This is a genomic window from Frankia sp. R82, from assembly GCF_023716925.1.
Classification (GTDB): domain Bacteria; phylum Actinomycetota; class Actinomycetes; order Frankiales; family Frankiaceae; genus Frankia.
The window spans coordinates 1-25,349 of sequence record NZ_JAMQQG010000031.1; the positions used below are offsets into that span (position 1 = coordinate 1).

The window sequence follows — 25,349 nt, forward strand, 5'->3', positions numbered from 1 at the left end:
GCGCCCACTACTACCGCAACGAACTCACCATCGCCGCGATCTTCATCTGGCTCAAAGATCCACGAGAAACGGCCTAGCGCTCTACCTCGATCTTCCGGTCGTGCCGACGGTGCTGGGTTTCGACCCGCGTATCCAGCTGTTGCATTCCACGGACGCCCTCGCGGTCCTGCTGCACGCGGCACGTGGCGGCCATGCGGGCACCTTCAACGTCGCGGGGGACGGCGTGATGCTGCTGTCGCAGGCAGTCCGGCGGGCAGGGCGGCCGAGTATTCCGGCCCCGCTCCCAGCAATCGAGCTGTTGGGTGGCCTGGCTCGGCGGTTGCGGATCATCGATTACTCGGCAGAGCAGCTGGATCTGCTTGCCCATGGGCGGGCCGTGGACACGAGCCGGCTGATCGGTGTGTTCGGCTATCGTCCACGGTATTCGACCGTGGAGACCTTCGACGCGTTCGTCGAATTCCGCGACCTGCGGTTCACTATTGATCATGAACTGGTCTCTCGGGTCGAGCATGGACTGCTCGGTTCGATGGGCCGACGGTTGTCGGGTTCGGCGAGATGATGGCCCTGATTGGTACGCCCCGCCGCACCCGGCGGGAAGCCGGGGAAGGTAGCGGCGCCCATGGCTGACGGTGACGTGCCCGAGCACACGCAGGGCGAGGCAAAGATCATTCCGCTTAACGGTGACCGACGCCCGGATCCAGACGGTGCGCGGCCTGGATCCGCCCGCCGCGACAGGCTCCGCGGGTCGGCCCGCGCCAGCGGAAGTGGTTCCCAGCCGGCGCGGCGTCGTTCGACCAGTCCCGGCCTGGCGCCCCTTACCGACGGCACTCCCTCGGAGAGGTCTGGCCGGGTGCAGTCCTCCGTCGACGATGCGGACCCGTCTGCGGAATCTGCGCGGCGCGCAGGCTCGGCTGGCTCTGCTCCAGCCGGGGAGCCGGCCGGTGACCCGGTCGGAGATCTGGTCGGAGGGTCGGTGACCGGAGACGTGACAGCGGGTGCCTCCAATCCCGAGCTGGCTAACGGGACCTCCGCCGCCCGTCGTTCGGCTCGTTCGTCTGGCGGATCCAGCCGATCTGGCCGGCCTCGCGCGGCGCGATCGGTTCCGAGTCCGCCCCGGAAGGGACAGGGGACAGATGCCACGGCGCGACCCCGGCGTCGTGCCGATGGCATGCCACTGGCCGAGAGTGCTGCTCGCGCCGACGATGACGCAGCAGACGATGACGCAAAGACAAAAAGCGCCGGGCGCGGGCCGAGGGACAGGCATGATCGGAGTGATCTGCGGGGCGCCGTGGCCGATACAACCCCGCGAGTTGGCCGCGAGGATGCGGACAGTGCTGCCGCAACGGCCGGATTCGAATGGCGAAACCCGGCGGGTGGCAACGAGCCGCATGTGGCAGCGAGCGTCGATCCGGGGAGCGACACCGACGATCGACGCGATGCCACAGTAGGTGATCTTGATTCGGTGCTTGCCGGAGTGCTTGCCTTTCTTCGCCGCCGGATCACCGGGGATTACGTGATCGATGAGCACGGCTTCGATCCCGACCTGACCGAGCATGTGCTTGCTCCGCTTCTGCGCCCCATCTATCGCGACTATTTCCGCGTCGAGACCCGAGGGCTGGAGAATATTCCGGACACCGGGGGAGCCTTGGTGGTCGCCAACCACTCCGGAACCCTTCCCATGGACGCCCTGATGATGGCGATGGCGATCCTTGACCACCACCCTGCGCACCGCAACCTGCGGATGCTCGCGGCCGATCTCGTCTTCTCTGTGCCTTTCCTGGCGCCATTTGCCCGCAAAATTGGCAACACGCTGGCCTGTCAGGCGGATGCTGAGCGGCTGCTGAACGCCGGCCATCTCGTGGGTGTTTGGCCGGAAGGCTTCAAGGGAGTGGGAAAACCGTTCCGGGAGCGATATACACTCCAACGTTTCGGCCGTGGCGGATTCGTCTCTGCCGCGCTGCGCACGGGAGTCCCAATTATTCCGTGCACGATCGTTGGTGCCGAGGAGATCTACCCGATGATCGGAAATGCAAAATCGCTTGCTCGCCTCCTCGGGCTTCCCTATCTTCCGATTACGCCGACTTTTCCGTGGCTGGGCCTGTTCGGGTTGATCCCGCTGCCGTCGAAATGGTACATCGAGTTCGGTGAGCCGGTCGCCACCGACGTTCATCCGCCGGAGGCGGCTGATGATCCAATGCTTGTCTTCGAGCTCACCGACAGCATTCGAGAGACAATTCAGCACACTCTCTACAGCCTCCTGATGCAGCGTCGCTCAGTCTTCTTCTAGCCTGGTGTGCAGTTGGTTGGACTGGTGGTCGTGGCTGTTTGAATGTTCCAGCTATTTAAGAGGATCGAATCTTGGTTCGGGCAGGTGGATGCCGTCTACGCTGCCAATTTTCCATCGGTCAACACTGAGAGGTGATCAGAGGCGCCGGTGATGCCTTCCGTTCTCGATGGTCGGCTGTGCAGGCAGAGGTCTGTGAGTTGTGCGGTCATACCTGTCCGCCCGCTGGCCGGTGGCGAAGCGTCTTCGGCTGACCGACCCTCTCCGAGTATAGGTCATGTGTTCGAGCCGGCAACCCCCGCCCGGAAGCTTTTCTCTCGTCGCGTGCGGCTGCCTGGTGTGGTGGCTGGTCCGTGCTTCTTTATTGGTGTTGTGGTCGTGGTTCGGGGTGGGATGCGGTCTGTTTCTTCTAGTGCGTGGCAGGGGGTTGTCAGCGGGTGGATTCCGGTCTAATCTTCGAATATGCGTTCGAGCATGATGGGTGCGGCCGGTGTTTCCCTCGCTGGCCGGCATCCTCTACTTCTTCCTCTTCGTTTCTTTTTCCTGTCGATTTTTTCTTTTCGGGAAGGGAGAGCTGGTGATGGTGTCGGTGGGTGTCGAGGCGATGTCGTCAGAGGTGATGTCGCCGGAGCAGGAAACGCCGGAGCGGGAGGTGCGCAGGCGGGCACGGGAGGTGCAGGAGCGGGAGGCGGTGGGCTGGTTGGAGGTGGTGCTGAGCGCGGAACAGGTATGGGCGCGCGGATCAGCCGGCTCGCCCGCCAGGCCGGCGATGGTGATGGGTGCGATTCTGGGCAGCGGCGGGCGGATGTGGCCTACGGGCTGTGGATGGGCACGGACGCCGGGCAGGTCCCGGTCGAGCTGCAGGTGATCGCGCCGGTGGAAACCCTGCTCGGTGTGGCCGTACGCCCCGGGGAGGTCCCCGGGTTCGGACCGATCCCGGTGCACGTGGCGGCAGATCGTGACCCGCAGGGACAGCGGATACCTTGTTGACGTCCCCGACCGGCGGTTCCCGTCGCTGGCACTGGCACGCAAGGCCCGGGCACGGAACACCACCTGTGCGCTGCCGGGCTGTGGACGCCCGCCCCCAGCTCTGATCTTGGCCATACGGTTGCCTTGGCCGACGGCGGCCCGACCCCGCCAGGACGCCTCGCCCCGTCTGCCGACGCCGTCACCGGATGCCGGGCCGCCGCAAGCGGACCCCGCCCCCCGCCCGGCAGGCCGGGCCGGATCAACCGGCCAAACAGGCTCCACTGGGCAGGCCGGTCACCGGCGGTCCGCCGGCTGGCTGATCGAACAGACCATCACCGGCCGCATCACCTGGAGCACCCCCACCGGTGCCCAGCACCACACGTACCCTGACAACTACACAGTGGATTAGGTGGTCGATCAGACGCTGACGACTCGCCGTCGTAGCGCCAGCCCGGCGGCGACACCGCCGGCCAGGGCGCCAGCACCAGCGGCTGCCGGTATGCCAATTTTGATCGCCTTGCGGGCGGTGCGAAAATCCTTGACCGGCCAGTCACGCTCGCGGGCGATCGCCTTGAGATCGGGATCCGGGTTGATGGCGACCGGGTGGCCGACCAGGGAAAGCAGTGGAAGATCGTTGACCGAGTCTGAGTAGGCCCAGCAGCGAGACAGATCCAGACCCTCGCGTTCCGCCAGGGCCAGCACGGCCTCGGCCTTGGCCTGTCCGTGCAGCAGGCCACCGACCAACCTGCCGGTGTACGCGCCGTCGCGCACCTCGCTGACGGTGCCCAGCGCACCGGTCAGGCCGAGACGGCGGGCGATCACCGAGGCGAGTTCCACCGGGGTCGCGGTCACGAGCCAGACCCGCTGACCAGCGTCGAGGTGCTGCTGCGCAAGAGCATGGGTGCCCGAGTAGATCTGCTCCGCCATACGTTCGTCGTAGATCTCCTCGCCGTAGCGGACGATCTCTGCCACGGACCGGCCGGCGACGAAGGCCAAGGCCGTCTCCCGAGCATCCCGGATACCGTCCGAGTCCTCCTGGCCGCGCAGTCGGTAGGTCAGGTGCTGCAGCCCGAAGCGAAGGAGGTCGCGAGAGTCGAAGAAGTCTCGAGCGGCCAGCCCACGCGCGAAGTAGAAGATCGACGCCCCGGCCATCACCGTGTTGTCCACATCGAAGAAGGCAGCTGTGGACTCGTCGAACGGTGGGCGGGGAACTTCTTCCGCGGCGACCTTCAACGCGGCGATCGCCGCTGCCTCGGCCGCCTGCCTGATCTCGGCCACACCTCTGCGTCGCACCCTCATCTGTCATCTCCATGCAGTCGGCGGTGGAACCAGTGGGATCGGCCCTGCCGCGCTCCGCCGGACGGCGTGGGCCTGCTGTTGGCCTGCTGCCGGTGTCTCGGTGAGTCGACGCGCACGCCTCGGCTCATCGACCTGTCGTCAGACTACGGCGCGATCCTGTCAGGCGACTGCTACAGGCGAAGATCCGGTGGCGCAAAGGTGCTACTGCCACAACAATGCGCGCACCAGATCCGTGATTCGTCGGATAGTTCTATGGATCGGTGCCCCGTCTGACGCAATCAGGCCTCAGGCCGATCCGTGCGACGGCAGGGAACGTGCCAGCGTGCGTACCGCGCGTAGCTGGAGCGCCCGGACGGCGCCCTCGTTGCGGCCCATCGCAAGAGCGGTTTCTCGTACGGACAGCTCCTCGAGGAAGCGGAGGGCGATGCACTCGCGTTGGTCCGGGCGCAGACGGCGGATTGCGTCCAACAGCTCCTGCTGTGTCAGGCCTGTGACGATCAGCTCCTCGGGGCCGGGTGTGACCTGTCCCAGGCTCCGGTCGGAGGCGGCAAGTATGTCCGCGGTCGGGATCTCGAAGCGGCGGCGCGCGGAGCGGGCCTGGTCAACCATCAGATTGCGGGCGATGGTGATGAACCAAGCGCCGATGTCGCGTCCCTGCCAGGTGAAGGCCCCGATCATGCGCAGAGCCCGGAGGAACGTTTCGCTCACGACATCTTCGGCTGCCGCAGGATCGCCGCCCACGTGGTAGAGCGCATAGCGGAAAACCAGATCGGCATAGTGGTCGTACAGCGCGCCGAAGGCTTCGCTGTCACCCTGGCTGGCTCGGGCGACCAGTGCCGCCCATTCCCGTTCGGTCGGCTCCCCGGAGCCTGGCTCCGAAGCAGGTTCGGGTTCCGGGTCGGTCAGCGGGGTCGAGGCGGTGTCCTCGGAGCGTCGAGCACGCGCGGTGCTGCCTGAACCGTTTGTGGTGCGGTCTGCGGGCGCGTCAATCGAGGCGGATGGGCCGGTGGCCGCGATCGATGCGGCCAGCACCCACCGGCGGAGCCGGCCAGGGGCGACGCGGGCGGCCGGCGAGCCGGACGCGGGAAGCACGATGAGCGCCGGTCTCACGTCCCGGCCTCGCCGCGCGCTGGCCGGGCCGGTGGCGACGTTGGCGAACGTGCAGTCGGTCACAGTCCGGACTCCGGAGGTTCGGTCGCGCCAGGACGGCCGCGATGCCTCGGTGGACAAGGACTCAGGTAGCTGAGTGTAGCCGCACGGCGCACAGATGGCTGCCGGAGATTCGATCCGCGTCCCATCCGGCCACTGCTGACCAGCGACCCCAGCGGCAACACCGACTTACCATCGGGGACATGAACCCCGACGGGCCAGGATTCGCTGAACCGGACGGCGAGGCACGCATCACGCTGCTGACCCGGGTGGGTTGCCACCTGTGTGACACCGCGCGCGATGCGATCATTCGCGTGGCAGGTCAGGAGCGGGTCGGTTGGCGTGAGGTCGACGTTGATTCCGATGCCCGGCTGGCCGACGAGTACGGCGACCGGGTGCCGGTCACCCTGGTCGACGGCCGGGAGCATGGCTACTGGCGCGTCGAGGAGGAGCGGCTGCGTCGGGCTCTGACCGGCAGCCGATGGTCGATCCGCTCCACGGGTCGTCACTGATTCATGTCCAGAGCTCTTTCGTGCACTTCGTGAATCCCTTCACGAAGTCGTACACTGCCCGACGACATCTGACTTGTGGTGCCGCACCCCCAGTGGGGATCGGCAAGGCCACGGATATGGGCCCGCGGCTTCCGACGGGATCTCCCGCCCGCGCAGCGATGGACGCGTGCCCACAGATCGGAGCCGCGGATGAGCCAGCCACGGCGTCGCCCAGCGGTGATCAGGCGACGTTCGCGCAGTGAATCGACTGCCGGCAGATCTTCGGTGCCAGAGGCGACGGTGGCCCGGCTCCCGCTCTACCTCCGCGTACTGACGGCCTTGGCGGACAGCGGCGTGCATACCGTGTCCTCCGACACGGTGGCCGCCGCCACTGGTGTGACCTCCGCGAAAGTGCGCAAGGACCTGTCGTACCTCGGCTCCTACGGCACTCGTGGGGTGGGCTACGAGGTGGACGTCCTGCTGGACTGCATCGCCACGCGTCTCGGCCTCACCGAAGACCGCTCCGTTGTCCTTGTCGGGGTGGGCAATCTCGGCCATGCCCTTGCCGGTTACGGGGGGTTTCATGCCCGGGGGTTCCGTATCGTGGCTCTGGTCGACGCGGATCCCGACCGGGTCGGCGAGCGGGTCGGCGAGGTGGTCGTCCGTCCCGTCGACGAGCTGGAGCAGGTGATCGTCGAGTGTGCCGTCACGATCGGGGTGATCTGCACTCCGGCGGCTGCGGCACAACGGGTGTGTGATCGGCTGGTGGCCATGGGGGTCACGAGCATCCTCAACTTTGCCCCTACGGTGTTGATGGTGCCGGAGGGGGTGGACGTGCGTAAGGTCGACCTCGCCGTGGAGCTGCAGATCCTGTCGTTTCACGAGGCGCGCAAGCGGCCGATGGGGTCCGCTGACAACGGGCCGCCTGGTTCCGCGCAGCCCGCGCGGACAGCACAGCCCGACACCTCCGCGGAGCCTGGCACAACGATCATTGCGCGTGCCGCGTTCGAGGACGACCGTGGCGCGCAGGCGCCGGCCGAGCCAGCCAGCGAGGTGCATCCGCGGACGGAGTCCGCGGTGGAACCGCTCGCTGCAGGTCATGCCAGGCAGGGCAACGCGCTGCCGGAGCTGACCGGGTCCGGGCCGGCTCGCGTGCCAAAGGACGAGGCCGCGACCACAGAAGCGGGCGCAGTGAGCTCCCGGCCGGACAGGGTGAGAGGCGAGACGGATGGGGTCGTGCGGGTGACTCGTCAAGCCGGACAGGTGCGGCCGGCGCAGGTCGTGCATGAGGTCGGATCGCTGAGGCGGGGGCGGACGGTCCCGTCGACTTCGCCCGGCGAGGGGGCGTGCGCAGCGCCGGTGTTCACGGTCCGCCCGGGCGGACCGCCGATGGCACGCGGTCAGTTTCCGGGTCGAGCCCTGCCGCGGACCTCGGGAACGACCCTGGGACCCGCTGGCGGTGAGGGGGCATGAGCCTGCTGGTCGTCGGGCTCAACCACCGCACCGCGCCGACATCGCTGCTGGAACAGGCATCGGTGTCTCCCGCCGACGCGCCGAAGGTGCTACACGACCTGACGGCGGCGGCTCACGTCACCGAAGCGGTCGTACTGTCCACCTGCAACCGCACCGAGTTCTACGCGGACGTCGAGACCTTTCACGGCGGCGTCGCCGACATCTCCGACCAGCTGAGTCGGATCTGTGGGATCGATCTTGCCGATCTGGCCGCGCACCTGTACGTCCATCATGACGCACGGGCGGTCGGGCACCTGTTCTCCGTCGTCTGCGGGCTGGATTCCATGCTGGTCGGGGAGTCCCAGATCCTCGGGCAGGTGCGGGGCGCGTTCCGGGCCGCCCAGGACGCGGGGGGCGCCGGCGGTGCGCTGTCGGGGCTGTTCCAGGCGGCTCTGCGGGTCGGCAAGCGGGCCCATTCCGAGACGTCGATCGATGCTGCCGGGGCATCGATCGTGGCGGTGGGCATCCAGCTGGCCGCGGTGAGCCTCGGGGTGCTGGGAGAGACGCCGGCCGTCCCCGTTGCCGCGCCACGAGTGACCGCCTCGGGCCCGGGCCATGACGCGGGCCCGGTCCATGCGGGCGCCGACGTCTCGGTGCCCGATCCGTCGGAGCCGTCGGAGCCGTCGGAGCCGCCGTTGGCCGGTGCGCGGGTGCTGCTCATCGGCGCGGGCGCGGTCGGGTCGCTGGCGGCGCAGACGGCGCGCCGCGCCGGAGCCTCGGACATCGTGATCGCAAACCGCACGGCGGCCCGGGCCGACCGGGTCGCGCAGCTGCACGGCGGCCGGGTCGTGAGCCTGTCGGATCTGCCGCACGAGATCATGCTGGCGGATCTGGTGATTTCCTCCACCGGTGCCGCAGGTCTGGTCGTCGACCAGGACATGGCTGCCGCCGGGCTCGCCGGCCGCGGCGGGCGTCCCCTGGTTTTCCTGGACCTGGCGCTGCCGCACGACATCGACCCGGGTGTGCGCGAACTGTCCGGGGTGAGCCTCATCGACATCGAGACCCTGCGGGTCGCGCTGGACGGTGCGCAGGTCACACACGACGTCGAGGCCGTCCGCGGACTGGTCGCGGCCGAGGTCGCGGGGTTCCTCGACCGACGCCGCGCCGAGCGGGTCGCGCCGACCGTGGTGGCGCTGCGGGCGCACGCCGACTCGGTGGTCGGCGCGGAACTCGCCCGGTTGCGCACCCGCCTGCCTGACCTGGACAGTCGGGAGTGGGAACAGGTGGAAGGAGCGGTCCGCCGCGTCGTGGACAAGCTGCTGCACGCCCCGACCGTGCGGGTCCAGCAGCTGGCCGGCGCACCCGGCGGCGACTCCTACGCGGAGGCGCTGCGGGAACTGTTCGACCTGCCGCGCGAGGTACCCGCCGTGGTGTCCGCGCCCGATCTTGATCTTGTGGAGCATTCGTGACGGCGATCGACCCGACCAGCACCGACGTCGAACCCGCGGGGCGGCACGCCGCACTGCGGGCGCACTTCGCCGGTCGTCGCCTGCGGCTGGGCACCCGCCGTTCGGCGCTGGCGATGGCCCAGTCCGGGATGATCGCCGACCAGCTCCGCGAGCAGGTCGGCTGCGCGGTCGACCTGGTCCCGATCGTCACCGCCGGCGATCGCTCGTCCGCGGAGATCAGCCAGATCGGTGGGACCGGCGTGTTCGTCAGCGCGCTGCGGGACGCGTTGCTGGCGGATCGGATCGATCTGGCCGTGCACTCGTTGAAGGACCTGCCGACCGCGACCCCGCCTGGCCTGGTGTTGGCTGCCGTTCCGCTGCGGGAGGACACCAGGGACGTGCTGGTCTCGCCGAGCGGCCGGCGGCTGCGGGAACTCGGGCCAGGGGCCCGGGTGGCGACCGGCGCGCCGCGCCGCGCCGCGCAACTGCGGGCGCTGGGGCTTGATCTGGAGATCGTCCCGATCCGCGGGAACGTCGACACCCGGATCAAGAAGGCCATCGACGGCGAGGTGGACGCGGTCGTCCTCGCCTACGCCGGGCTCGCCCGCCTGGACCGGCTCGACGCGGTCACCGAGATCATCGAGCCGGAGGTGATGCTGCCGTCTCCGGGCCAGGGTGCGCTCGCCATCGAATGCGGTGGTGGACGTGGGCTCGCGGTGGCCGGTCCAGGGCGTGCACTGGTCGGCGTGGATGTCACCGAACGTAAGGGAGCGGACCAGGGCGTCCCGGGCGCGCCAGCGGCGCATCGCCCAGCTGCGGGATGGACCGGTGGCCAAACGTGGCCAGATCATGGTCAGCCCGTCGATGGTGCCCTCGCCGAGCTGCTACGGTTTGTGCTCGATGACGCATCGTCGTCCATCGCGGTGCGGGCCGAACGTGCGTTTCTCGCCGCGATCGAGGCCGGCTGCACCGCCCCGGTCGGCGCCCTGGCAGTGGTGGAGCCGGTGCCTGTGGCGGGTGCCGGTGATGCGTCCCCCGCGGGTGGACTCCGCCTGCGGGCGGTCGTCGCCGCGCCGGATGGCAGCACGGTCCTCCGGCGTGACGTGACCGGGTCCGCCGTCGACCCGGAGGCGCTCGGGCAGCGCCTCGCGGACGACCTGCTGTCCGCCGGAGCACACTCGCTGATGGGAACTAGCTGAGCATGGCCACCCGACGCACGAAGAAGCCTGTCTCGCCGGTCGCACTGGTCGGCGCCGGTCCCCGCGACCCGGGGCTGTTGACCGTCCTGGCGGTCGAGACCCTGGCGGCGGCCGATCTCGTCGTTGCCGATCCCGAGGTCGCGCCCGCCGTGCTGGAGAACCTCTCCGCCGAGGTCCTGCGGATCGGCGATCTTGAGGCATCGAAACCGATCCGGGACGCCGAGGCAGCGACGGCCGCCGTGGTCAGCCGCGCCCGCGCCGGTGACCGGGTGGTCCGTCTCTACGCCTCCGATCCCTGGCTGACCCGGATCGGTGCCGCCGACGCCCAGGCGCTGGCGAAGGCACGCATCCCCTACCGGGTGGTGCCCGGCATCCTCACCGGTGCGGCGGTCGCCACCTACGCCGGCGTCGCGCCCGGCTCGCCGATCACGTTCGCCAGCACGTCGGGTGTCTTCTCCTCCTCGGGCACGCTGCCCGCACCGTCGCCGTTCGGCAACGGGGACCCGGTCGGCCCCCTGACCGCGCCCGGCTTCGGCCGCCTCGGCGCCCGGCCGATGACCGGCCTCGGCAGCGGGCTCGGCTCGGGCCTCGGTGGTGGCTTCGGCTCGCCCCTGGGCCTGGGCGGCGGCGGTTTCGGTGGCTTCGGGGCGCCGCCGCCCGCCCCCGGTGACCTCGACTGGGGCGCACTGGCCCAGGCCCCGGGGACCCTCGTCATCACCGCGGCGCCGACCGAGACCGGCAAGGTCGTGGCCGCCCTGGTGGAACACGGCCGGCCCGGGGACACCCCGGTCGCCGTCACCGTCGACGGCACCACCACCGACCAGCGCACCGTCACGTCCACGCTGGATCGGTTGGAGGCCGACGTCGCGCCGTTGCTGGGTGCCACCCAGGTGCCCATCACCCAGGTCGTCATCTCGGTGGGCCCGGTGGTCGCCACCCGTTCGAAGCTGTCCTGGTGGGAGACCCGCGCCCTGTTCGGTTGGACGGTGCTCGTCCCCCGTACCAAGGAGCAGGCGGCGACCCTGTCCGACCTGCTGCGCTCGCACGGTGCGAGCCCGCTGGAGGTGCCGACGATCGCGGTGGAACCGCCGCGCACCGCCGCGCCGATGGAGCGGGCGATCACCGGTCTGGTGTCCGGCCGCTACCAGTGGGTCGCCTTCACCTCGGTCAACGCCGTGCGCGCCGTCCAGGAGAAGATCGAAGAACGCAGCCTGGACGCCCGGGCGTTCGCCGGCGTCAAGGTGGCCGCGATCGGCGAGGCCACGGCGGACGCACTGCGGGCGTTCGGTATCCGTCCGGACCTCGTTCCCGCCGGCCAGCAGTCCAGCGAGGGCCTGCTCGAGGACTGGCCGGACTTCGACGAGTCGCTGGACCTGCTCGACCGGGTGCTGCTGCCCCGGGCCGACATCGCGACCGAGACCCTCGTCGCGGGCCTGAAGGAACGTGGCTGGCAGGTCGACGACGTCACCGCCTACCGGACGGTCCGGGCCGCGCCGCCGCCGGCCCCGATCCGGGAGGCGCTCAAGGGCGGCCGGGTGGACGCCGTCGTGTTCACCTCGTCCTCCACCGTGCGCAACCTGGTCGGGATCGCGGGTAAACCGCACGAGACGACGGTGATCGCCGTGATCGGCCCGGCCACCGCGGCGACCGCGGCCGAACTCGGTCTGCGGGTGGACGTCGAGGCGCCGGAGGCGTCGATCCCGGCACTCGTCGGCGCGCTGGCGGAGTTTGCCGCCGAGCACCGCGAGGAGCTTGGCAAGATCGGCCCACTCGCGGCCCGGCTGCCCAAGCCGCGGCGCGGCGCGCGACGGTGAGTCGGATCGGTGGTCCGGGTCCGGCTCCGGGGCCCGGTCCGGGGCCGCAGGTGCGGCCACGTCGGCTGCGCCGGACGCCCGCGCTGCGCAGGCTGGTCGCCGACGTCCGGATGCACCCCGCCGACCTGGTGCTGCCGATGTTCGTCCGGGAGGGAGTGGACGGGCCCGTCCCGATCTCCTCGATGCCCGGGGTCGTCCAGCACAGCCGCTCCTCGCTGCGCGAGGCCGCGGTGGAAGCGGCCGAGGCCGGGGTCGGCGGCCTGATCCTGTTCGGTGTGCCGGCGCACAAGGACGCGCGTGGTTCGGCTGCCGATGATCCGAACGGGATCGTCCAGCTGGCTCTGGCCGACCTCGCCACCGAGGTCGGCGGTGATGTCGTGCTGATGAGCGACCTCTGCCTGGACGAGTACACCGACCACGGGCACTGCGGGCTGCTGACCGTCGACGGTGAGGTCGACAACGATGCCACGCTCGAGCGCTACGCCTCGATCGCCGTCGCCCAGGCCCGCGCCGGGGCGGAGGTGGTCGCGCCGAGCGGCATGATGGACGGCCAGGTCGCCGCGATCCGGGCCGCCCTGGACGGCGAGGGCTTTACCCAGCTGCCGATCCTGGCCTACTCGGCCAAGTACGCCTCGGCGTTCTACGGCCCGTTCCGCGAGGCCGCGCAGTGCGCGCCGCAGTTCGGCGACCGCGCTGGCTACCAGCAGGACCCGGCCCGCTCGGTCGGCGAGGCCCTGCAGGAGGTGGCGCTCGACCTCGCCGAGGGCGCGGACGCGGTGATGGTCAAACCGGCGCTGGCCTACCTGGACATCCTGCGCGCGGTGGCGGACGCGGTGAACGTGCCGGTCGCCGCCTACCAGGTCTCCGGGGAGTACGCGATGATCGAGGCGGCCGCCGCCGCCGGCTGGATCGACCGGGACCGCATGATTGCCGAGACGCTCACCGGCATCGCCCGCGCCGGCGCCGACATCATCCTGACCTACTGGGCGGTCGAGGTGGCCCGGGGGCTGCAGGCCCGCCGCTGATCCCGGCGTCGCCGCGTCACCGTGTCGCTGTGCCGTCGCGTCGCCGCGTCGCGACGCGCCCCCACGCTCGGCCATGCGGTCACGCGATCGCGCATCCCACCACTCGGCACCAGCGTGGCCACATCGTGGGATGCGTGCGTCACGTCAATGAATCGGTACTTTTACGGCTAATCGGACGACAGTGCCCCGTCGAAAGGAACTGTCGATGTGGCGGTGGCGGCCATGGTGGTGATGCTCATGGTCGCGGTCCGGTCTCCTGCCGTGCTGGCGGGTCATCGGTGCAGGTGGCGTCAGGTGCCATGGCTGGGGGTGGGTGCGGCCGGGGGTGGGCGGTGCGTTCGGGTTTGCTCCGGTCCGGTCCGTGATGTGGCCGTGACATCCGTCGCTTCGGTACCGGTACCCCCCGGGGGTAGTGGTGGACGATACGGGGGAGGGGTACTTTCGGCATGCCGGACGTACCCGCCCGGCATGCCGGCGACGCCGTCGGCGGAGCCCGCTGACCGAAGACCGTCCAAGGGATGAGGGTCGCTGATGACCACCACTGCCTACACCGTGACCGGAATGAACTGTGGACACTGCGTCCAGTCGGTGACCGAGGAGCTGGAGCGGCTCCCCACGGTCTCGACCATCACGGTCGATCTGGCTGACGGTCGGGTCACGGTGGTCAGCGAGCAGGAGCTGGCCGAGGGTGACGTCCGTGCCGCGATCTCGGAGGCCGGGTTCGAGCTCGTCGGGCGCGCCTGAGCGTGCCCGGTACCGACTCCACGCACCCGGACCGGGTGGAGCTCGCGATCGGCGGGATGACCTGCTCGTCCTGCGCGGCGCGGGTGGAACGCAAGCTCAACCGGCTGGACGGGATCAGCGCCACGGTCAACTATGCGACCGAGAAGGCGACCATCATCCGAGACGCTCCCGGCCAGCCGGCCGGTGTCGAGGTGTCCGTCGACGACCTGATCGCGACCGTGCGGGCCGCCGGCTACACGGCGAGCCTGCCCCTTCGGACCCGCGGTGCGGCAGCCCATGGCGCCGGTTTCGCCACCGCTGTACCGGCCGCACCACCCGGGTCGTCGGCAACCTTGCCGGAAACCTCGCCGGTGTCCCGGCCGGTCACGCCATCCGGCGTCCCGTCGGCCGGGCCGCCGATCGGGCCCTCCGGAGCCCCCTGCGCCGGATGGGGCCGCGCCGTCGAGCCCGCCGAGCCCGTCGAGCCCGGTGGGTTCGTTGAACTCGAGGCGGAGGCCGGGGGTGCCGACCTGCGACTGATGCGACGGCGCCTGATCGTCTCGGCGGTGCTGGCCGCGCCGGTGATCGTACTTGCGATGGTGCCCGGCTGGCAGTTCGACTACTGGCAGTGGGTCAGCCTGATGCTGACCGCGCCGGTGGTGACCTGGGGGGCGTGGCCGTTCCATGCGGCGGCGGCCCGGGGCGCCCGGCACGGCGCGGCGACCATGGACACCCTGGTCTCCCTCGGTACGCTCGCCGCCTTCCTCTGGTCGCTCTACGCGCTGGTCTTCGGCGGTGCCGGCGATCCGGGGATGCGTCACGGGTTCTCCCTCACCGGCGGGTTCGGCGACGTCGGCACGCATCCGTCGTCCGCCGACCTGCCTGGCCTGGGTGGTACGTCCGGCATGGCAGACATGCCGGGGATGTCCTCGACTGGCGGGGGCGCGGGAGGCTCGGACAACGCGCAGATCTATCTGGAGGTCGCCGCCGGCGTCCCGGTCTTCCTGCTGGCTGGACGGTTCCTGGAACTGCGGGCCCGGCGTCGCTCCGGAGCAGCTCTGCGGGCCCTGCTGCATCTGGGGGCCCAGGACGTGACCGTCCGCCGGCGAGCAGACGGTTCGCCGCCGGCCTCGGCTCCGGCACGGGCGGCGTCGGCGGTGGCGATGGCGGCGTCGGCGGTGGCGGCTCGCCCCGACGGCGCGTTCGTCGAGATCCGGGTGCCGATCGAGGAGCTGAGCATCGGCGAGGAGTTCGTCGTTCGGCCCGGCGAGAAGATCGCCACGGACGGGGTCGTGATCGAGGGCCGGTCCGCGGTCGACGCGAGCATGGTCACCGGAGAGTCGGTCCCGGTCGAGGTCGGGCCCACCGACGCCGTGGTCGGCGCGACGGTGAACGCCGGCGGCCGGCTGGTCGTGCGGGCCACCCGGATCGGCGCCGACACCCAGCTCGCGCGGATCGCGCAGCTGGTCGAGCAGGCGCAGACCGGCAAGGCGAAGGTGCAGCGGCTCGCGGACCGGGTCTCGGCCGTGTTCGTCCCGCTGGTGCTCGCCGCCTCGGCGATCACCCTGGTCGCCTGGCTGGTCGCCGGTGCGTCGACGACGGACGCGTTCACCGCCGCCGTGGCTGTCCTGATCATCGCCTGCCCGTGTGCGCTGGGGCTGGCCACACCGACCGCGCTGCTGGTCGGCACCGGGCGCGGCGCGCAGCTGGGCATCGTCATCCGGGGACCGGAGGTGCTCGAGTCCACCCGTCGGATCCAGGTCGTGCTGCTGGACAAGACCGGGACGCTCACCAGCGGCCGGATGCGGGTCACCGCCGTCCATCCGGCGCCCGGCGAGGACGCCGCCGACGTGCTGCGCATCGCCGGAGCCGCGGAGGACGGCAGCGAGCATCCGATCGGCCGGGCGATCGCGCAGGCCGCGCGGGCCGCGCAGGCCGACGGTGTACTGCCGCCGGCCACCGAGTTCGCCGGGGACGCGGGCCTCGGCGTGCGGGCCGTCGTCGAGGATCATCGGGTGGTCGTCGGGCGGGACAGCCTGTTCGGCGACCTGCCGGCCGCCCTGGCCGAAGTCCTGGCGGGGGAGCGGGAACTGGGCCGCACCGCCGTCGTCGTCGGCTGGGCGGGGCAGCCCCGCGGGCTGATCAGTGTTGCCGACACCGTGCGGCCCACCGCTGCCGCCGCGGTCGCCGACCTGCGCCGGCTGGGGCTGCGGCCGATCCTGCTGACCGGCGACTCGTCCGTCGTCGCGCGGGCCGTGGCCACCGAGGTCGGCATCGCCGCCGGCGAGGTGATCGCCGAGGTGCTGCCCGAGGAGAAGGTCGCCGCGGTGCGCCAGCTGCAGCAGGACGGCCACACCGTCGCGATGGTCGGTGACGGGGTGAACGACGCGGCCGCACTCGCCCAGGCGGATCTCGGCATCGCCATGGGCGGCGGGACGGACGCGGCGATCGAGGCCTCCGACCTGACCCTGGTGCATGGTGATCCGCGGCTGATGGCCGACGCGATCCGGCTGTCGCGGGCCACGCTGCGCACGATCCGGGGCAACCTGCTCTGGGCGTTCGGCTACAACGTCGCGGCCCTGCCGCTTGCCGCCGCCGGCCTGCTCAACCCGATGATCGCCGGCGCCGCGATGGCGTTCAGCTCGGTGTTCGTCGTGACCAACAGCCTGCGGCTGCGCCGGTTCCGCCCGACCCCGCCGTAGCCCGCGACGCTGTCACCCGCGCCGTACCTGCCGTACCTGCCAGGCCGGCGCGGGTGGCCCGGCAGGTACGGCGCCGAGGCCGAGGTCAGGCCTTCGGAAGCTCCAGGCGGGGGAAGATCGGCGTGGGTTCGGCCACCTGGTCGCCGCCGTCGCCGCACTGGGCGACGATCCGCGGGGCCGCCGCCGGCAGGAACGGGGTCAGGTGTGTCGCGATCTCCCGGCAGGTGGCGATCAGTTCCGCGAGGACTGCGTCGAGGGCTGCGGGGGCCGCATCCTGTTTGCGTTCGGCCTTGGCGAGCTCCCAGGGGCGGGTGGCCTCGACGTAACGGTTGCCCTCGTCGCCGATCGCCGTGATCGTCTCGGCGGCCCGGCGGTAGTCGAATGCGGTGAAGGCGGCGTCGATCGCGGCGGGAGCGTCCGCGCGGGCCCTGCGCAGCGCGGCGGCGTCCGGGTTGTCGGCGGCGACCGGCGGGATCACCCCGTCCCGGTAGCGCCGGACCATCGACACCGTGCGGTTCACCAGGTTTCCGATGTTGTTGGCGAGGTCCTCGTTGGCCCGGACGACCAGGCGCTCGGTGGTGTAATCGGTGTCGCCGCCACGGGCCACGTCGCGCAGCATCCACCAGCGCAGTGCCTCGGAGCCGAACGCGGCGACGATGTCGGAGGGGTCCTCGGCGTTGCCGGCCGACTTGGAGATCTTCATGCCGTCGGCGGTCAGGTATTCGTGGACGAAGATGGTGTCCGGCAGCCGCACCCCGGCGGAGAGCAGCATCGCCGGCCAGTAGACGGCGTGGAAGCGGATGATGCCCTTGCCGATGACGTGCACCCGCGCGTCACTGCCTGTCCACCAGCGGTCGAAGCTCGCGTCGTCCGTGCCGTAGCCGGGGGCGGTGATGTAGTTGCCGAGCGCGTCGAACCAGACGTAGATGACCTGGTCCGGGTCACCGGGCACGGGGATGCCCCAGCCGCGCGCCCGGGTCATGCTCCGCGAGGCGCTGAAGTCCTCCAACCCCGCCTCGATGAACGACAGCACCTCACGCTTGCGGGTGGCCGGCTCGATCCGCAGCCGGTCGGTGGAGATGAGCTCGTGCAGCTGGTCGGCGTAGCGGCTGAGCCGGAAGAACCAGTTGCTCTCCTCGACCAGGTCCGGGACGGTGCCGTGCTCCGGGCAGCGCCCGTCGATCAGCTCGTCCTCGCCGTAGAACTGCTCGCAGCCGACGCAGTACAGGCCCGCGTAGCTCTTGCGGTAGAAGTCGCCGGACTCGGCGCAGGCCGCCCACAGCTTCTCCACCCCGGGACGGTGCCGGGGGTCGGTGCTGGTCTTGATGAAGTCGTCGAAGGACAGGTTCAGCGGCTCGCGCAGGGAGATGAACCGGGCGGCGACCCGTTCGACGTACTCGACCGGGGTGATCCCCTCCGCCTCGGCACTCTGGACGTTCTTCAGCGCGTTGTCGTCGGTGCCGGTCTGCAGCCGGACCTCCTCGCCGCGCGCCCGCAGGTGCCGGGCGTAGGCATCGGTCTCGACGAGTTCCAGCGCGTGCCCCACGTGCGGCTTGCCGTTGACGTACGGGATGGCCGTCGTCACGAAGTAGCGACCCATCGGTTTCGGATCCTCCCGCCCCGCCGCAGCCCCGCCCGAGGAGGCTCCGCCGGGGCCTCATCGGTGGTCTGTCAGGACGCGCGCAAGAGGCCGGATGGCATGTGCATCAGCATCATCCGGCTGCTCGTCGCCTCGGCGTTGACCCGTGTCGTCGACACAGTCGAATCCTACGCCGCGCAGCGTGACACACAGGTGCGACAACCTGGCAACTGCGATCATGCCGCATTGATCATTTTGGGTTACGGTTTCAGGCCATGGGAGCCGCTCATCGCCACGGGCATGCGCACGGCCACGATCACGGCGGCCACGATCACGGCGGCCACGATCACGGCGGCCACGATCACGGCGGCCACGATCACGGCGGCCACGATCACGGCCGTTCCCGTTCGGACGGGTCGGCCCGAGGGTGGTCGCGGCTGCGCCACGGGCTCTCCGAGCTGGTCGGGGGACACCGTCACGACAGTGCCGACCAGATCGACGATGCGCTGGAGGCGGACGCGGCCGGGCGACGGGCGCTGCTGATCAGCTTCGGTGGTCTGGCGGTGACCGCGGTCGTCCAGGCGGTCGTGGTGGTGCTGTCGGGATCGGTGGCGCTGCTCGGCGACACGCTGCACAACGTCGCCGACGCGCTGACGGCGGTGCCGCTGCTGATCGCGTTCACGGTGGCCCGCCGCCCGGCGACCAACCGGTTCACCTACGGCTACGGACGGGCGGAGGATCTGGCCGGCCTCGCGGTCCTGGCGATGATCACGCTGTCGAGTGCGGTCGCGGCCTGGGCGGCGATCGAGCGGCTGCTGCATCCCCGGCACATCGACCAGCTCGGCGCGGTGGCCGCCGCCGGGCTCGTCGGGTTCGTCGGCAACGAGATCGTGGCCCGCTACCGGATCGAGGTGGGCCGGCGGATCGGATCGGCGGCGCTGGTCGCCGACGGGCTGCACGCCCGCACCGACGGGTTCACCAGCCTCGCGGTGCTGCTCGGCGCCGCCGGGGTGGCCGTCGGCCGGGGTTGGGCGGACCCGGCGATCGGCCTGGTGATCACTGTGGCGATCCTCGGGGTGCTGCGTTCGGCCGCCCGAGCGGTCGGGGCGCGGCTGATGGACGCCGTCGATCCGGAAATCGTCGCCGAGGCCACCCGCACCCTGTTACACACTCCGGGGATCGAGGCGGTCCGCGAGCTGCGGGTGCGCTGGATCGGCCACACCCTGCGGGCCGAGGCCGACGTCATGGTGGACGCGGGCCTGACCCTGGTCGCCGCCCACGATGTCGCGCATGCCGCGGAGGCCCACCTGCTGCGTCACCTGCGCCGGCTGTCCGCCGTGACCATCCACACCAGTCCGGTCCACCGACCTCCGGGCGCGGTAACCACCGCCTGAAAGACGGCCCGAAAGAATCTCGCGGAGGTGTCCTCGGTCGAGGACGCCGTGCGGGACGCGCCGATCAGAGCGCCGGAAGCCTGGCCGGTCACGCTCGCCTGGCACAGGTTCCGTTCGCCGCCCGGACCTGTCGGGCCGGATTCGAACGCGTCTCACATCCGCCGCGGAAACAGCTCACATGCCGGGTTGGTGTTGTTGGTCCACAGCTGCCGGTCGACTCCCGGCGGGCGTCCCGACCATCTCCCACCTCCCGAGGCAGGTACCCCGTTCTCATGAGTCAGCCCACATATCCGACGATTGCGCCGGTATCACTGCGCGGGGTACTGGCGGCGGCTGCCACGATCGGCATGGTGCTGCTCGGTCTCACGGCCTGCCAGGTCGGCGCCGCGCCGACGGCTGCCGCGCCGACAACCACTGCAAACCCATCGACCCTGCCGTCCTCATCGACCCTGCCGTCCTCATCGTCGCTGCCGCCCCCGGCGTCAGCCTCGGCCGTCGCCGAGGCATCCGCCGAGGCCGTCGGACAAGGGCCCGGAGGGCCTGGGTCCCTGACCGTCGCCATCACCTCTCCGGTAGCGATCTCGGGCCACGTCGACACGGCGGTGACCTGTCAGACGGCGGGTGCCCGCTACGTCGCCTCGGCCGAGGGCGTGGTGCACGGCTATTCGGTCTCCGACCTGGTACGGGTTGCCGGCTATCACGGGCCGGGGACCTATCGGGCCGCGGTCACCGTGACGGTGACCGGGCCGGGCACGAACGACCGGGTGAGTGCCGTCCCGGCGACCGCGCAGGTCACCGACACCGGCGGCGACGTGACGTTCGTGGCGCGGACTGCGGCCGGTCGGACCCTCGCCGGTGCGATCACGTGGGCCTGCTCGGCATGATCGGCCGGCCGATCCGATCGGCGCGCCATGCGATCTGACAACCGCCGACCTGGTGCTGCGGCGTGGGAAGGCCGGCGACGGCGGCCTCGGTGGTGGTGGCTGGCGGGCATTCTCGTGGTCCTTCTCCTTGTCCTGTCGGTGGCCGATCGGCTGCTGGTCGGCGTGGTCGAGCGCCGCATGACCGGGCGGCTGGCCTGCCTGGGAGCCCTGACCGGCGCCCGGGCGGTACACATCCACGGCTTCCCGTTCCTGACCCAGATCGCCACCGGCCATGTCGGGACGGTGACGATGACGGCCGACGGCGTCCGGGGCGCCAGCAGCCTGGCCGGCCTTGCGGTGACCTTCCACGATCTTCGTCTGCCGCCCCTGTCCGGACTGGTCGGCCGGCCGTCTCCGACCGCGATCACGGTCGGCTCGGTCACCATCAGAACCACGTTCCGACCCGATTCCCGCGGGCCGCTGCTCGCCGCTGTGCCCCCCCGGCTGTCCGGACCGCTCACGGCGGTTGACGCCACGGGACGGGTACGGCGCGTGGGGGTGCTGCCGGGAGCACCGCCCTTTCCGATCCACGTTGACGCCGTCCGGCCGGTTCCCGGTGGCCTGCAGGTCACGCTGTCTGCCTCCGGCGCCGCGCTCAAAACCGCGATGGTTCGGTTCGGTTCGGGCTGCGCGTCCGCGTCCAGCGCGTCCGTGCTCACCACGATCGGCCATGGTGCCCAGCGGGTCCGTGTAACCGCCCCGGCGGGACGCGATGGCTGAGAACGCAGGAGAGGCGAACATGGTGATCTCCGGTACCCCACCGGCCACCTCATCGCAGGGCGACCCGGCCCCGACCTCCCGTGCCGGCGTCGGCAGGCCCGACGCCGGGGCCGGACCGAGTCGCCCTCGTCTGCAGCGGCTGCTCATGGTGGCCGCCGCCGTGGTGGTTCTGCGCGGAACACAGGCAGTGGTCGCGGTGGTGACCGTCGTTGTGATCGCGACGGCGCACCTCCGCCAGCCGATGCCGCAGCTGCACGTCGTGCGCCTGACCGAGGTCGAACTCCGGCCGCTGACCCCGCTGACGGCCCTGGTCATGGTGGCCGTCAGCGCGACCGTGACCATCGTGTTGCTCCGATGCCGCCGGACACTCACGGCGTTCGCGGCGGTGAAGGCGTTCGCCCTCCTGGTGGCGGCGGTGATCACCGGTGCGCTCGCCGCCGGCCCGGGAGCGGTTCGGCTGGCTGTCGCCGGGTGCGGCGTGAGTCTGGCCGTTCTCATGTGGCCGGCGGTTCGTCGTGCCGCCGTCGCTGTGCTGACCGCGGTCGGTCTGCCCCATCCTGCCGGTCGGCTGGCCGACCTTGCCCTTGCCGCGAAGATCGGGCTGCTCGTCGCCCTGGTCGTCCTTCTCCCGTAAAGCACATCTCCCAGCGGGCACGCCACCCGTCATCGTCGCGGCGTGCCCGTCCGTTCCGCCTCTCGTGTGGAAGGAACTCCGATGAGTCGAGACTCCCAGCCTCCGTCCGCCACCATCTCGTCGTTGCCGGCCCGCCGGCCCGCCCGCCTGCCGGCCCGTGGCGGCGCGGGTGGCCAGACTCCGGGCCCGGCCGTCGGGCCGGTGGAGGCGATCCGGCGACTGCGAGCCGATCCGCTCGGCCGGCTCACCGAGCTGGGCCGTGAGCACGGTCCGGTGGCGCGGGTGGCGAGCTGGCCGGTGTCGGCCTACCTGGTCACCGATCCGGCCGCGATCGCGGATGCTCTGGTCAGTGGACACCGGGCCTATGCCAAGGGATCCGTGCGGCAGGGGCCTGGCGGTCGGCGGACGGTGGTGCAGCCGCTGACGCTGCTGCTCGGCCAGGGGCTGCTCACCAGCGCCGGAGAGGTGCACCGGCAACAGCGTCGGCTGATCCAGCCGCTGTTCCACAAACAGCGGATCGCCGGCTACGCGGACACCTTCGCCGCGGTCGCCGAGAAGACGGCGGATGGCTGGCGGGATGGCCAACGCCTTGACGTGCATGCCGAGATGACCGAGATGACGTTGGCGATCGTCGCCCGGACGCTGTTCGATGTCGATCTCGACAGCGAGGTCGTCGAGATCGTCCGCACCGCTCTGGACCTGGCGATGCCGGCCGCGCGGCGCGCTTCGCTTCCCGGCTTCGCGACCATGGAGCGACTGCCGACGCGGGCGTCGCGGCGTCGCCGGGTGGCCCTGACGGCGCTGGACCGCTCCATCCACGACATGATCGCGGCTCGGCGCGCGGCCGGTACGACCGGTGGCGACCTGCTGTCGCTGCTGCTGAGCGCCCGAGATCCCGACACCGGGGCGCCGATGGGCGACAGCCAGATCCGCGACGAGGCGCTTACCCTGCTACTCGCCGGCCACGAAACCACCGCCAACGCGCTGGCCTGGACGTTTCACCTGCTGGGCGGCAACCAGGAGGTCCTGACGAGGCTGCAGGCCGAGCTCGACCAGGTGCTGGCCGGCCGCCGTCCCACCATCGATGATCTGACCCGGTTGCCCTACAGCAACGCCGTCCTGACCGAGGCGATGCGGCTCTACCCGCCGGTGTGGGCGATGGGCCGCCACCTCGTCGAGGACCGTGAGGTCGCGGGCGCTCGACTGCCGGCCGGTGCCACCCTTATCTTCAGCCAGTGGGTGGTGCACCGCGACGAACGCTGGTGGCCGCACCCGGAACGCTTCGATCCCGGCCGCTGGATCCACTCCGACTCGGCGCCCGTCGCCTCCACCGCCTTCGTCTCCCCGGCTGTCTCCCCGGCCGGTTCGCCGACGCGGCCCCGCTTCGCCTACTTCCCGTTCGGCGGCGGCCCCCGCCAGTGCATCGGCAACAGCTTCGCCCTGGCCGAAGGCGTTCTCGCCCTGGCCAGCATCGTTCGGAGCTGGTCGTTCACCCCGGTGCCAGGGGTGGACATCGTGCCGCAGCCCCAGGTCACGCTGCGTCCCAGGGACGGCCTGCCCATGGTCGCCCGTCGCAGGAGCCCGGGGACTCCGCCCGGACCCGGCGGGGCGGCCGCCTGAGGCCGCCAGCACGGCCGGCGTCCCACGACGCCGGCGGGCGGTCGCCGCCGCAAGGAGCGTCGAGAGGATCTCCCGGAAAATCTGCGCGTCGATGTCGAGAACGCGGGGGTCGGCTCCGTCCCTGGAGCATGAGTGGCCACGACGGCCATGCGACACCCACGGAGGATCATCGTGAAGTACCTGCTGCTCAAGCACTACCGCGGTGGCCCGACCCCGATCGTCGACCATGCTCCGATGGACCGGTGGACGCCGTCCGAGGTCGACGCGCACATCCGGTACATGCGGGATTTCGCCGCCGGTCTGAAGCGGACGGGAGAGTTCGTCGGCGAACTGGCACTCTCACCCGAGGGCGCCTTCGTCCGGACTGACGGGCCGGGGCGTCCGGTGGTGACCGACGGCCCGTTCGCCGAGACCAAGGACCTCGTAGCCGGCTGGATGATCATCGATGTGGAGTCCTGGGACCGCGCGGTGCAGCTCGCCGGGGAGCTGTCCGCCGCTCCCGGCCCGGGAGGTGGGCCGATCCACGAATGGCTCGAGGTCCGGCCGTTGCTCACCGCGCCGCCCACCGTCACCGAATGATCAGGAATGCCGAGTGATCAGGAGTGCCAAGTGGCCCTGAGCATCGTGGACGATTCGCAGGTACGGGAGCTGGTGCCCGCAGTGATCGGCATTCTCGTCCGGCGCGGAGCGGATTTCGCCTCGGCCGAGGACGCCGTGCAGGACGCGCTGATCCGAGCGCTCGAAACCTGGCCGGCCGATCCTCCGCGCGATCCGAAGGGCTGGCTGGTCACGGCGGCGTGGCGCCGTTTCCTCGATGCCACCCGGGCCGAGACGTCCCGGCGGGGACGGGAGCTCGTCGTCGACGCGGAACCGGACGTGGGCCCGGTGCCCGCCACCGATGACACACTGCGGCTGTACTTCCTGTGCGCGTCCCCGGTGCTGGCACCGGCGTCGGCCGTCGCGCTGACGCTGCGCGCGGTCGGCGGCCTGACCACCCGGCAGATCGCGACGGCCTATCTCGTCCCCGAGGCGACCATGGCACAGCGGATCAGCCGGGCCAAACGGCGCATCGCCGGGCAGCCCCTCGACCGGTCCGGTGATCTCCCGACCGTGCTGCGGGTGCTCTATCTCGTCTTCAACGAGGGCTACGGCGGGGACGTGGATCTGGCGGCCGAGGCGATCCGGCTGGCCCGCCAGCTCGCCGTGCTGACCGACGATGCCGAGGTCGCGGGCCTGCTGGCACTCATGCTGTTGCACCACGCCCGTCGCGCATCACGTACCGGGCCGGCCGGGCGCCTGATCCCGCTGGCCGCACAGGACCGGTCCCGCTGGGACACGCATCTGGTCGCCGAGGGTGTGACGATTCTGCAGCACGCGTTGGCCCGGGATCAGCTCGGCGAATACCAGGCGCAGGCCGCGATCGCCGCCCTGCATGCGGATGCACCCAGCACCGCCGAGACCGACTGGGTGCAGATCGTCGAGTGGTACGACGAGCTGCTGCGGATCACCAACAGCCCCGTGGTACGGCTCAACCGGGCCGTCGCACTCGGCGAGGCCGACGGCCCGCACGCCGGTCTCGCGGCCCTCGCCACCGTGGCGCCGGACCTGCCCAGGTATGCCGCCGCGGCGGCATACCTGCACGAGCGTGTCGGTGATCTGGCTCGCGCCGCAGATCTCTACGCCGCGGCTGCCCGCGGTGCCACCAGCGTCGCCGAACGCGACCACCTCACCCGCGAGGCTGCCCGAACCCGCCATCGCCTGCGCTCCTGACCTGGGCGCCGACCCGGTTGTGGGGCAACCGCCCGATCGTTCGCCCGGCGTCCCCGATCGGCCATCGGCAGGTGGGTACCGCGCCGGAGCGCGGGCAGGGTCCCGAACGAGCCCGGGAGAACGGTGACTCTTGTCATGGCGGGTTGGAGCCGCG

General features: G+C 71.0%; 20 protein-coding genes and 1 pseudogene. 18 read left to right on the forward strand and 3 right to left on the reverse strand.

Annotated features, from left to right (window positions below):
- The 3 genes and pseudogenes from ND747_RS08590 to ND747_RS08600 all read left to right on the forward strand — a co-directional run.
- Positions 1–559, forward strand: a pseudogene (locus tag ND747_RS08590) (hypothetical protein); the annotation flags it as partial.
- 729 nt (positions 560–1,288) lie between these two features.
- Entirely contained in the window at positions 1,289–2,287 is a 999-nt protein-coding gene (locus ND747_RS08595; RefSeq protein WP_374216188.1) for a lysophospholipid acyltransferase family protein, read from the forward strand.
- Between the two features lie 478 nt (positions 2,288–2,765).
- Positions 2,766–3,152: a hypothetical protein gene (locus ND747_RS08600; RefSeq protein ID WP_251732956.1), complete on the forward strand. Its 387-nt coding sequence runs from the start codon at positions 2,766–2,768 to the stop codon at positions 3,150–3,152.
- A 518-nt stretch (positions 3,153–3,670) separates the two neighbouring features.
- On the opposite strand, the gene ND747_RS08605 is transcribed toward ND747_RS08600, so the two are convergent.
- The gene (locus ND747_RS08605; RefSeq protein WP_251732957.1) at positions 3,671–4,552 is read right to left on the reverse strand and encodes an HAD family phosphatase; all 882 of its coding nucleotides are present in this window, start codon (positions 4,550–4,552) and stop codon (positions 3,671–3,673) included.
- Positions 4,553–4,837: 285 nt separating this feature from the next.
- The gene (locus ND747_RS08610) at positions 4,838–5,584 is read right to left on the reverse strand and encodes a sigma-70 family RNA polymerase sigma factor (protein ID WP_251732958.1); all 747 of its coding nucleotides are present in this window, start codon (positions 5,582–5,584) and stop codon (positions 4,838–4,840) included.
- A gap of 320 nt (positions 5,585–5,904) precedes the next feature.
- On the opposite strand from ND747_RS08610, the gene ND747_RS08615 reads away from it, so the two are divergent.
- The 8 genes from ND747_RS08615 to ND747_RS08650 all read left to right on the forward strand — a co-directional run bounded on the left by ND747_RS08615 (position 5,905) and on the right by ND747_RS08650 (position 16,555).
- Entirely contained in the window at positions 5,905–6,213 is a 309-nt protein-coding gene (locus ND747_RS08615; protein ID WP_251732959.1) for a glutaredoxin family protein, read from the forward strand.
- Between the two features lie 189 nt (positions 6,214–6,402).
- Positions 6,403–7,665 (forward strand): redox-sensing transcriptional repressor Rex, encoded by a 1,263-nt coding sequence (locus tag ND747_RS08620; protein ID WP_251732960.1) that lies wholly within the window; start codon positions 6,403–6,405, stop codon positions 7,663–7,665.
- Positions 7,662–9,113 (forward strand): glutamyl-tRNA reductase, encoded by a 1,452-nt coding sequence (locus tag ND747_RS08625; protein WP_251732961.1) that lies wholly within the window; start codon positions 7,662–7,664, stop codon positions 9,111–9,113. The genes ND747_RS08620 and ND747_RS08625 overlap by 4 nt, the downstream gene beginning before the upstream one ends.
- Positions 9,110–10,291, forward strand: a complete 1,182-nt coding sequence (gene hemC / locus ND747_RS08630; RefSeq protein ID WP_251732962.1) for a hydroxymethylbilane synthase — start codon at positions 9,110–9,112, stop codon at positions 10,289–10,291. Before ND747_RS08625 ends, hemC begins: the two co-directional genes overlap by 4 nt.
- Positions 10,292–10,293: 2 nt before the next feature.
- The gene (locus ND747_RS08635; protein WP_251732963.1) at positions 10,294–12,105 is read left to right on the forward strand and encodes a uroporphyrinogen-III synthase; all 1,812 of its coding nucleotides are present in this window, start codon (positions 10,294–10,296) and stop codon (positions 12,103–12,105) included.
- A 50-nt stretch (positions 12,106–12,155) separates the two neighbouring features.
- Positions 12,156–13,130, forward strand: a complete 975-nt coding sequence (hemB, locus tag ND747_RS08640) for a porphobilinogen synthase (RefSeq protein WP_308204589.1) — start codon at positions 12,156–12,158, stop codon at positions 13,128–13,130.
- 531 nt (positions 13,131–13,661) lie between these two features.
- Complete coding sequence (locus ND747_RS08645) at positions 13,662–13,874, forward strand: heavy-metal-associated domain-containing protein (protein WP_251732964.1); 213 nt, start codon at positions 13,662–13,664, stop codon at positions 13,872–13,874.
- A gap of 56 nt (positions 13,875–13,930) precedes the next feature.
- Positions 13,931–16,555, forward strand: a complete 2,625-nt coding sequence (locus ND747_RS08650) for a heavy metal translocating P-type ATPase (RefSeq protein WP_251732995.1) — start codon at positions 13,931–13,933, stop codon at positions 16,553–16,555.
- A gap of 85 nt (positions 16,556–16,640) precedes the next feature.
- On the opposite strand, the gene ND747_RS08655 is transcribed toward ND747_RS08650, so the two are convergent.
- On the reverse strand, positions 16,641–18,155 hold the full coding sequence (locus tag ND747_RS08655) for a methionine--tRNA ligase (protein ID WP_251732965.1): 1,515 nt from the start codon (positions 18,153–18,155) through the stop codon (positions 16,641–16,643).
- 254 nt (positions 18,156–18,409) lie between these two features.
- Here ND747_RS08655 and ND747_RS08660 point away from each other — a divergent pair, with 254 nt between their 5' ends.
- The 7 genes from ND747_RS08660 to ND747_RS08690 all read left to right on the forward strand — a co-directional run bounded on the left by ND747_RS08660 (position 18,410) and on the right by ND747_RS08690 (position 25,195).
- Complete coding sequence (locus ND747_RS08660; protein WP_251732966.1) at positions 18,410–19,528, forward strand: cation diffusion facilitator family transporter; 1,119 nt, start codon at positions 18,410–18,412, stop codon at positions 19,526–19,528.
- 272 nt (positions 19,529–19,800) lie between these two features.
- A complete protein-coding gene (locus tag ND747_RS08665) occupies positions 19,801–20,412 on the forward strand; it encodes a hypothetical protein (RefSeq protein ID WP_251732967.1) in 612 nt (203 codons plus the stop codon).
- A gap of 114 nt (positions 20,413–20,526) precedes the next feature.
- On the forward strand, positions 20,527–21,171 hold the full coding sequence (locus tag ND747_RS08670; RefSeq protein ID WP_251732968.1) for a DUF2993 domain-containing protein: 645 nt from the start codon (positions 20,527–20,529) through the stop codon (positions 21,169–21,171).
- Complete coding sequence (locus tag ND747_RS08675) at positions 21,164–21,805, forward strand: histidine kinase (protein ID WP_251732969.1); 642 nt, start codon at positions 21,164–21,166, stop codon at positions 21,803–21,805. The genes ND747_RS08670 and ND747_RS08675 overlap by 8 nt, the downstream gene beginning before the upstream one ends.
- Before the next feature lie 81 nt (positions 21,806–21,886).
- The gene (locus ND747_RS08680; RefSeq protein WP_251732970.1) at positions 21,887–23,425 is read left to right on the forward strand and encodes a cytochrome P450; all 1,539 of its coding nucleotides are present in this window, start codon (positions 21,887–21,889) and stop codon (positions 23,423–23,425) included.
- Between the two features lie 168 nt (positions 23,426–23,593).
- Complete coding sequence (locus ND747_RS08685; RefSeq protein WP_251732996.1) at positions 23,594–24,004, forward strand: YciI family protein; 411 nt, start codon at positions 23,594–23,596, stop codon at positions 24,002–24,004.
- 30 nt (positions 24,005–24,034) lie between these two features.
- On the forward strand, positions 24,035–25,195 hold the full coding sequence (locus ND747_RS08690; RefSeq protein WP_374216189.1) for an RNA polymerase sigma factor: 1,161 nt from the start codon (positions 24,035–24,037) through the stop codon (positions 25,193–25,195).
- Positions 25,196–25,349 lie beyond the last annotated feature (154 nt).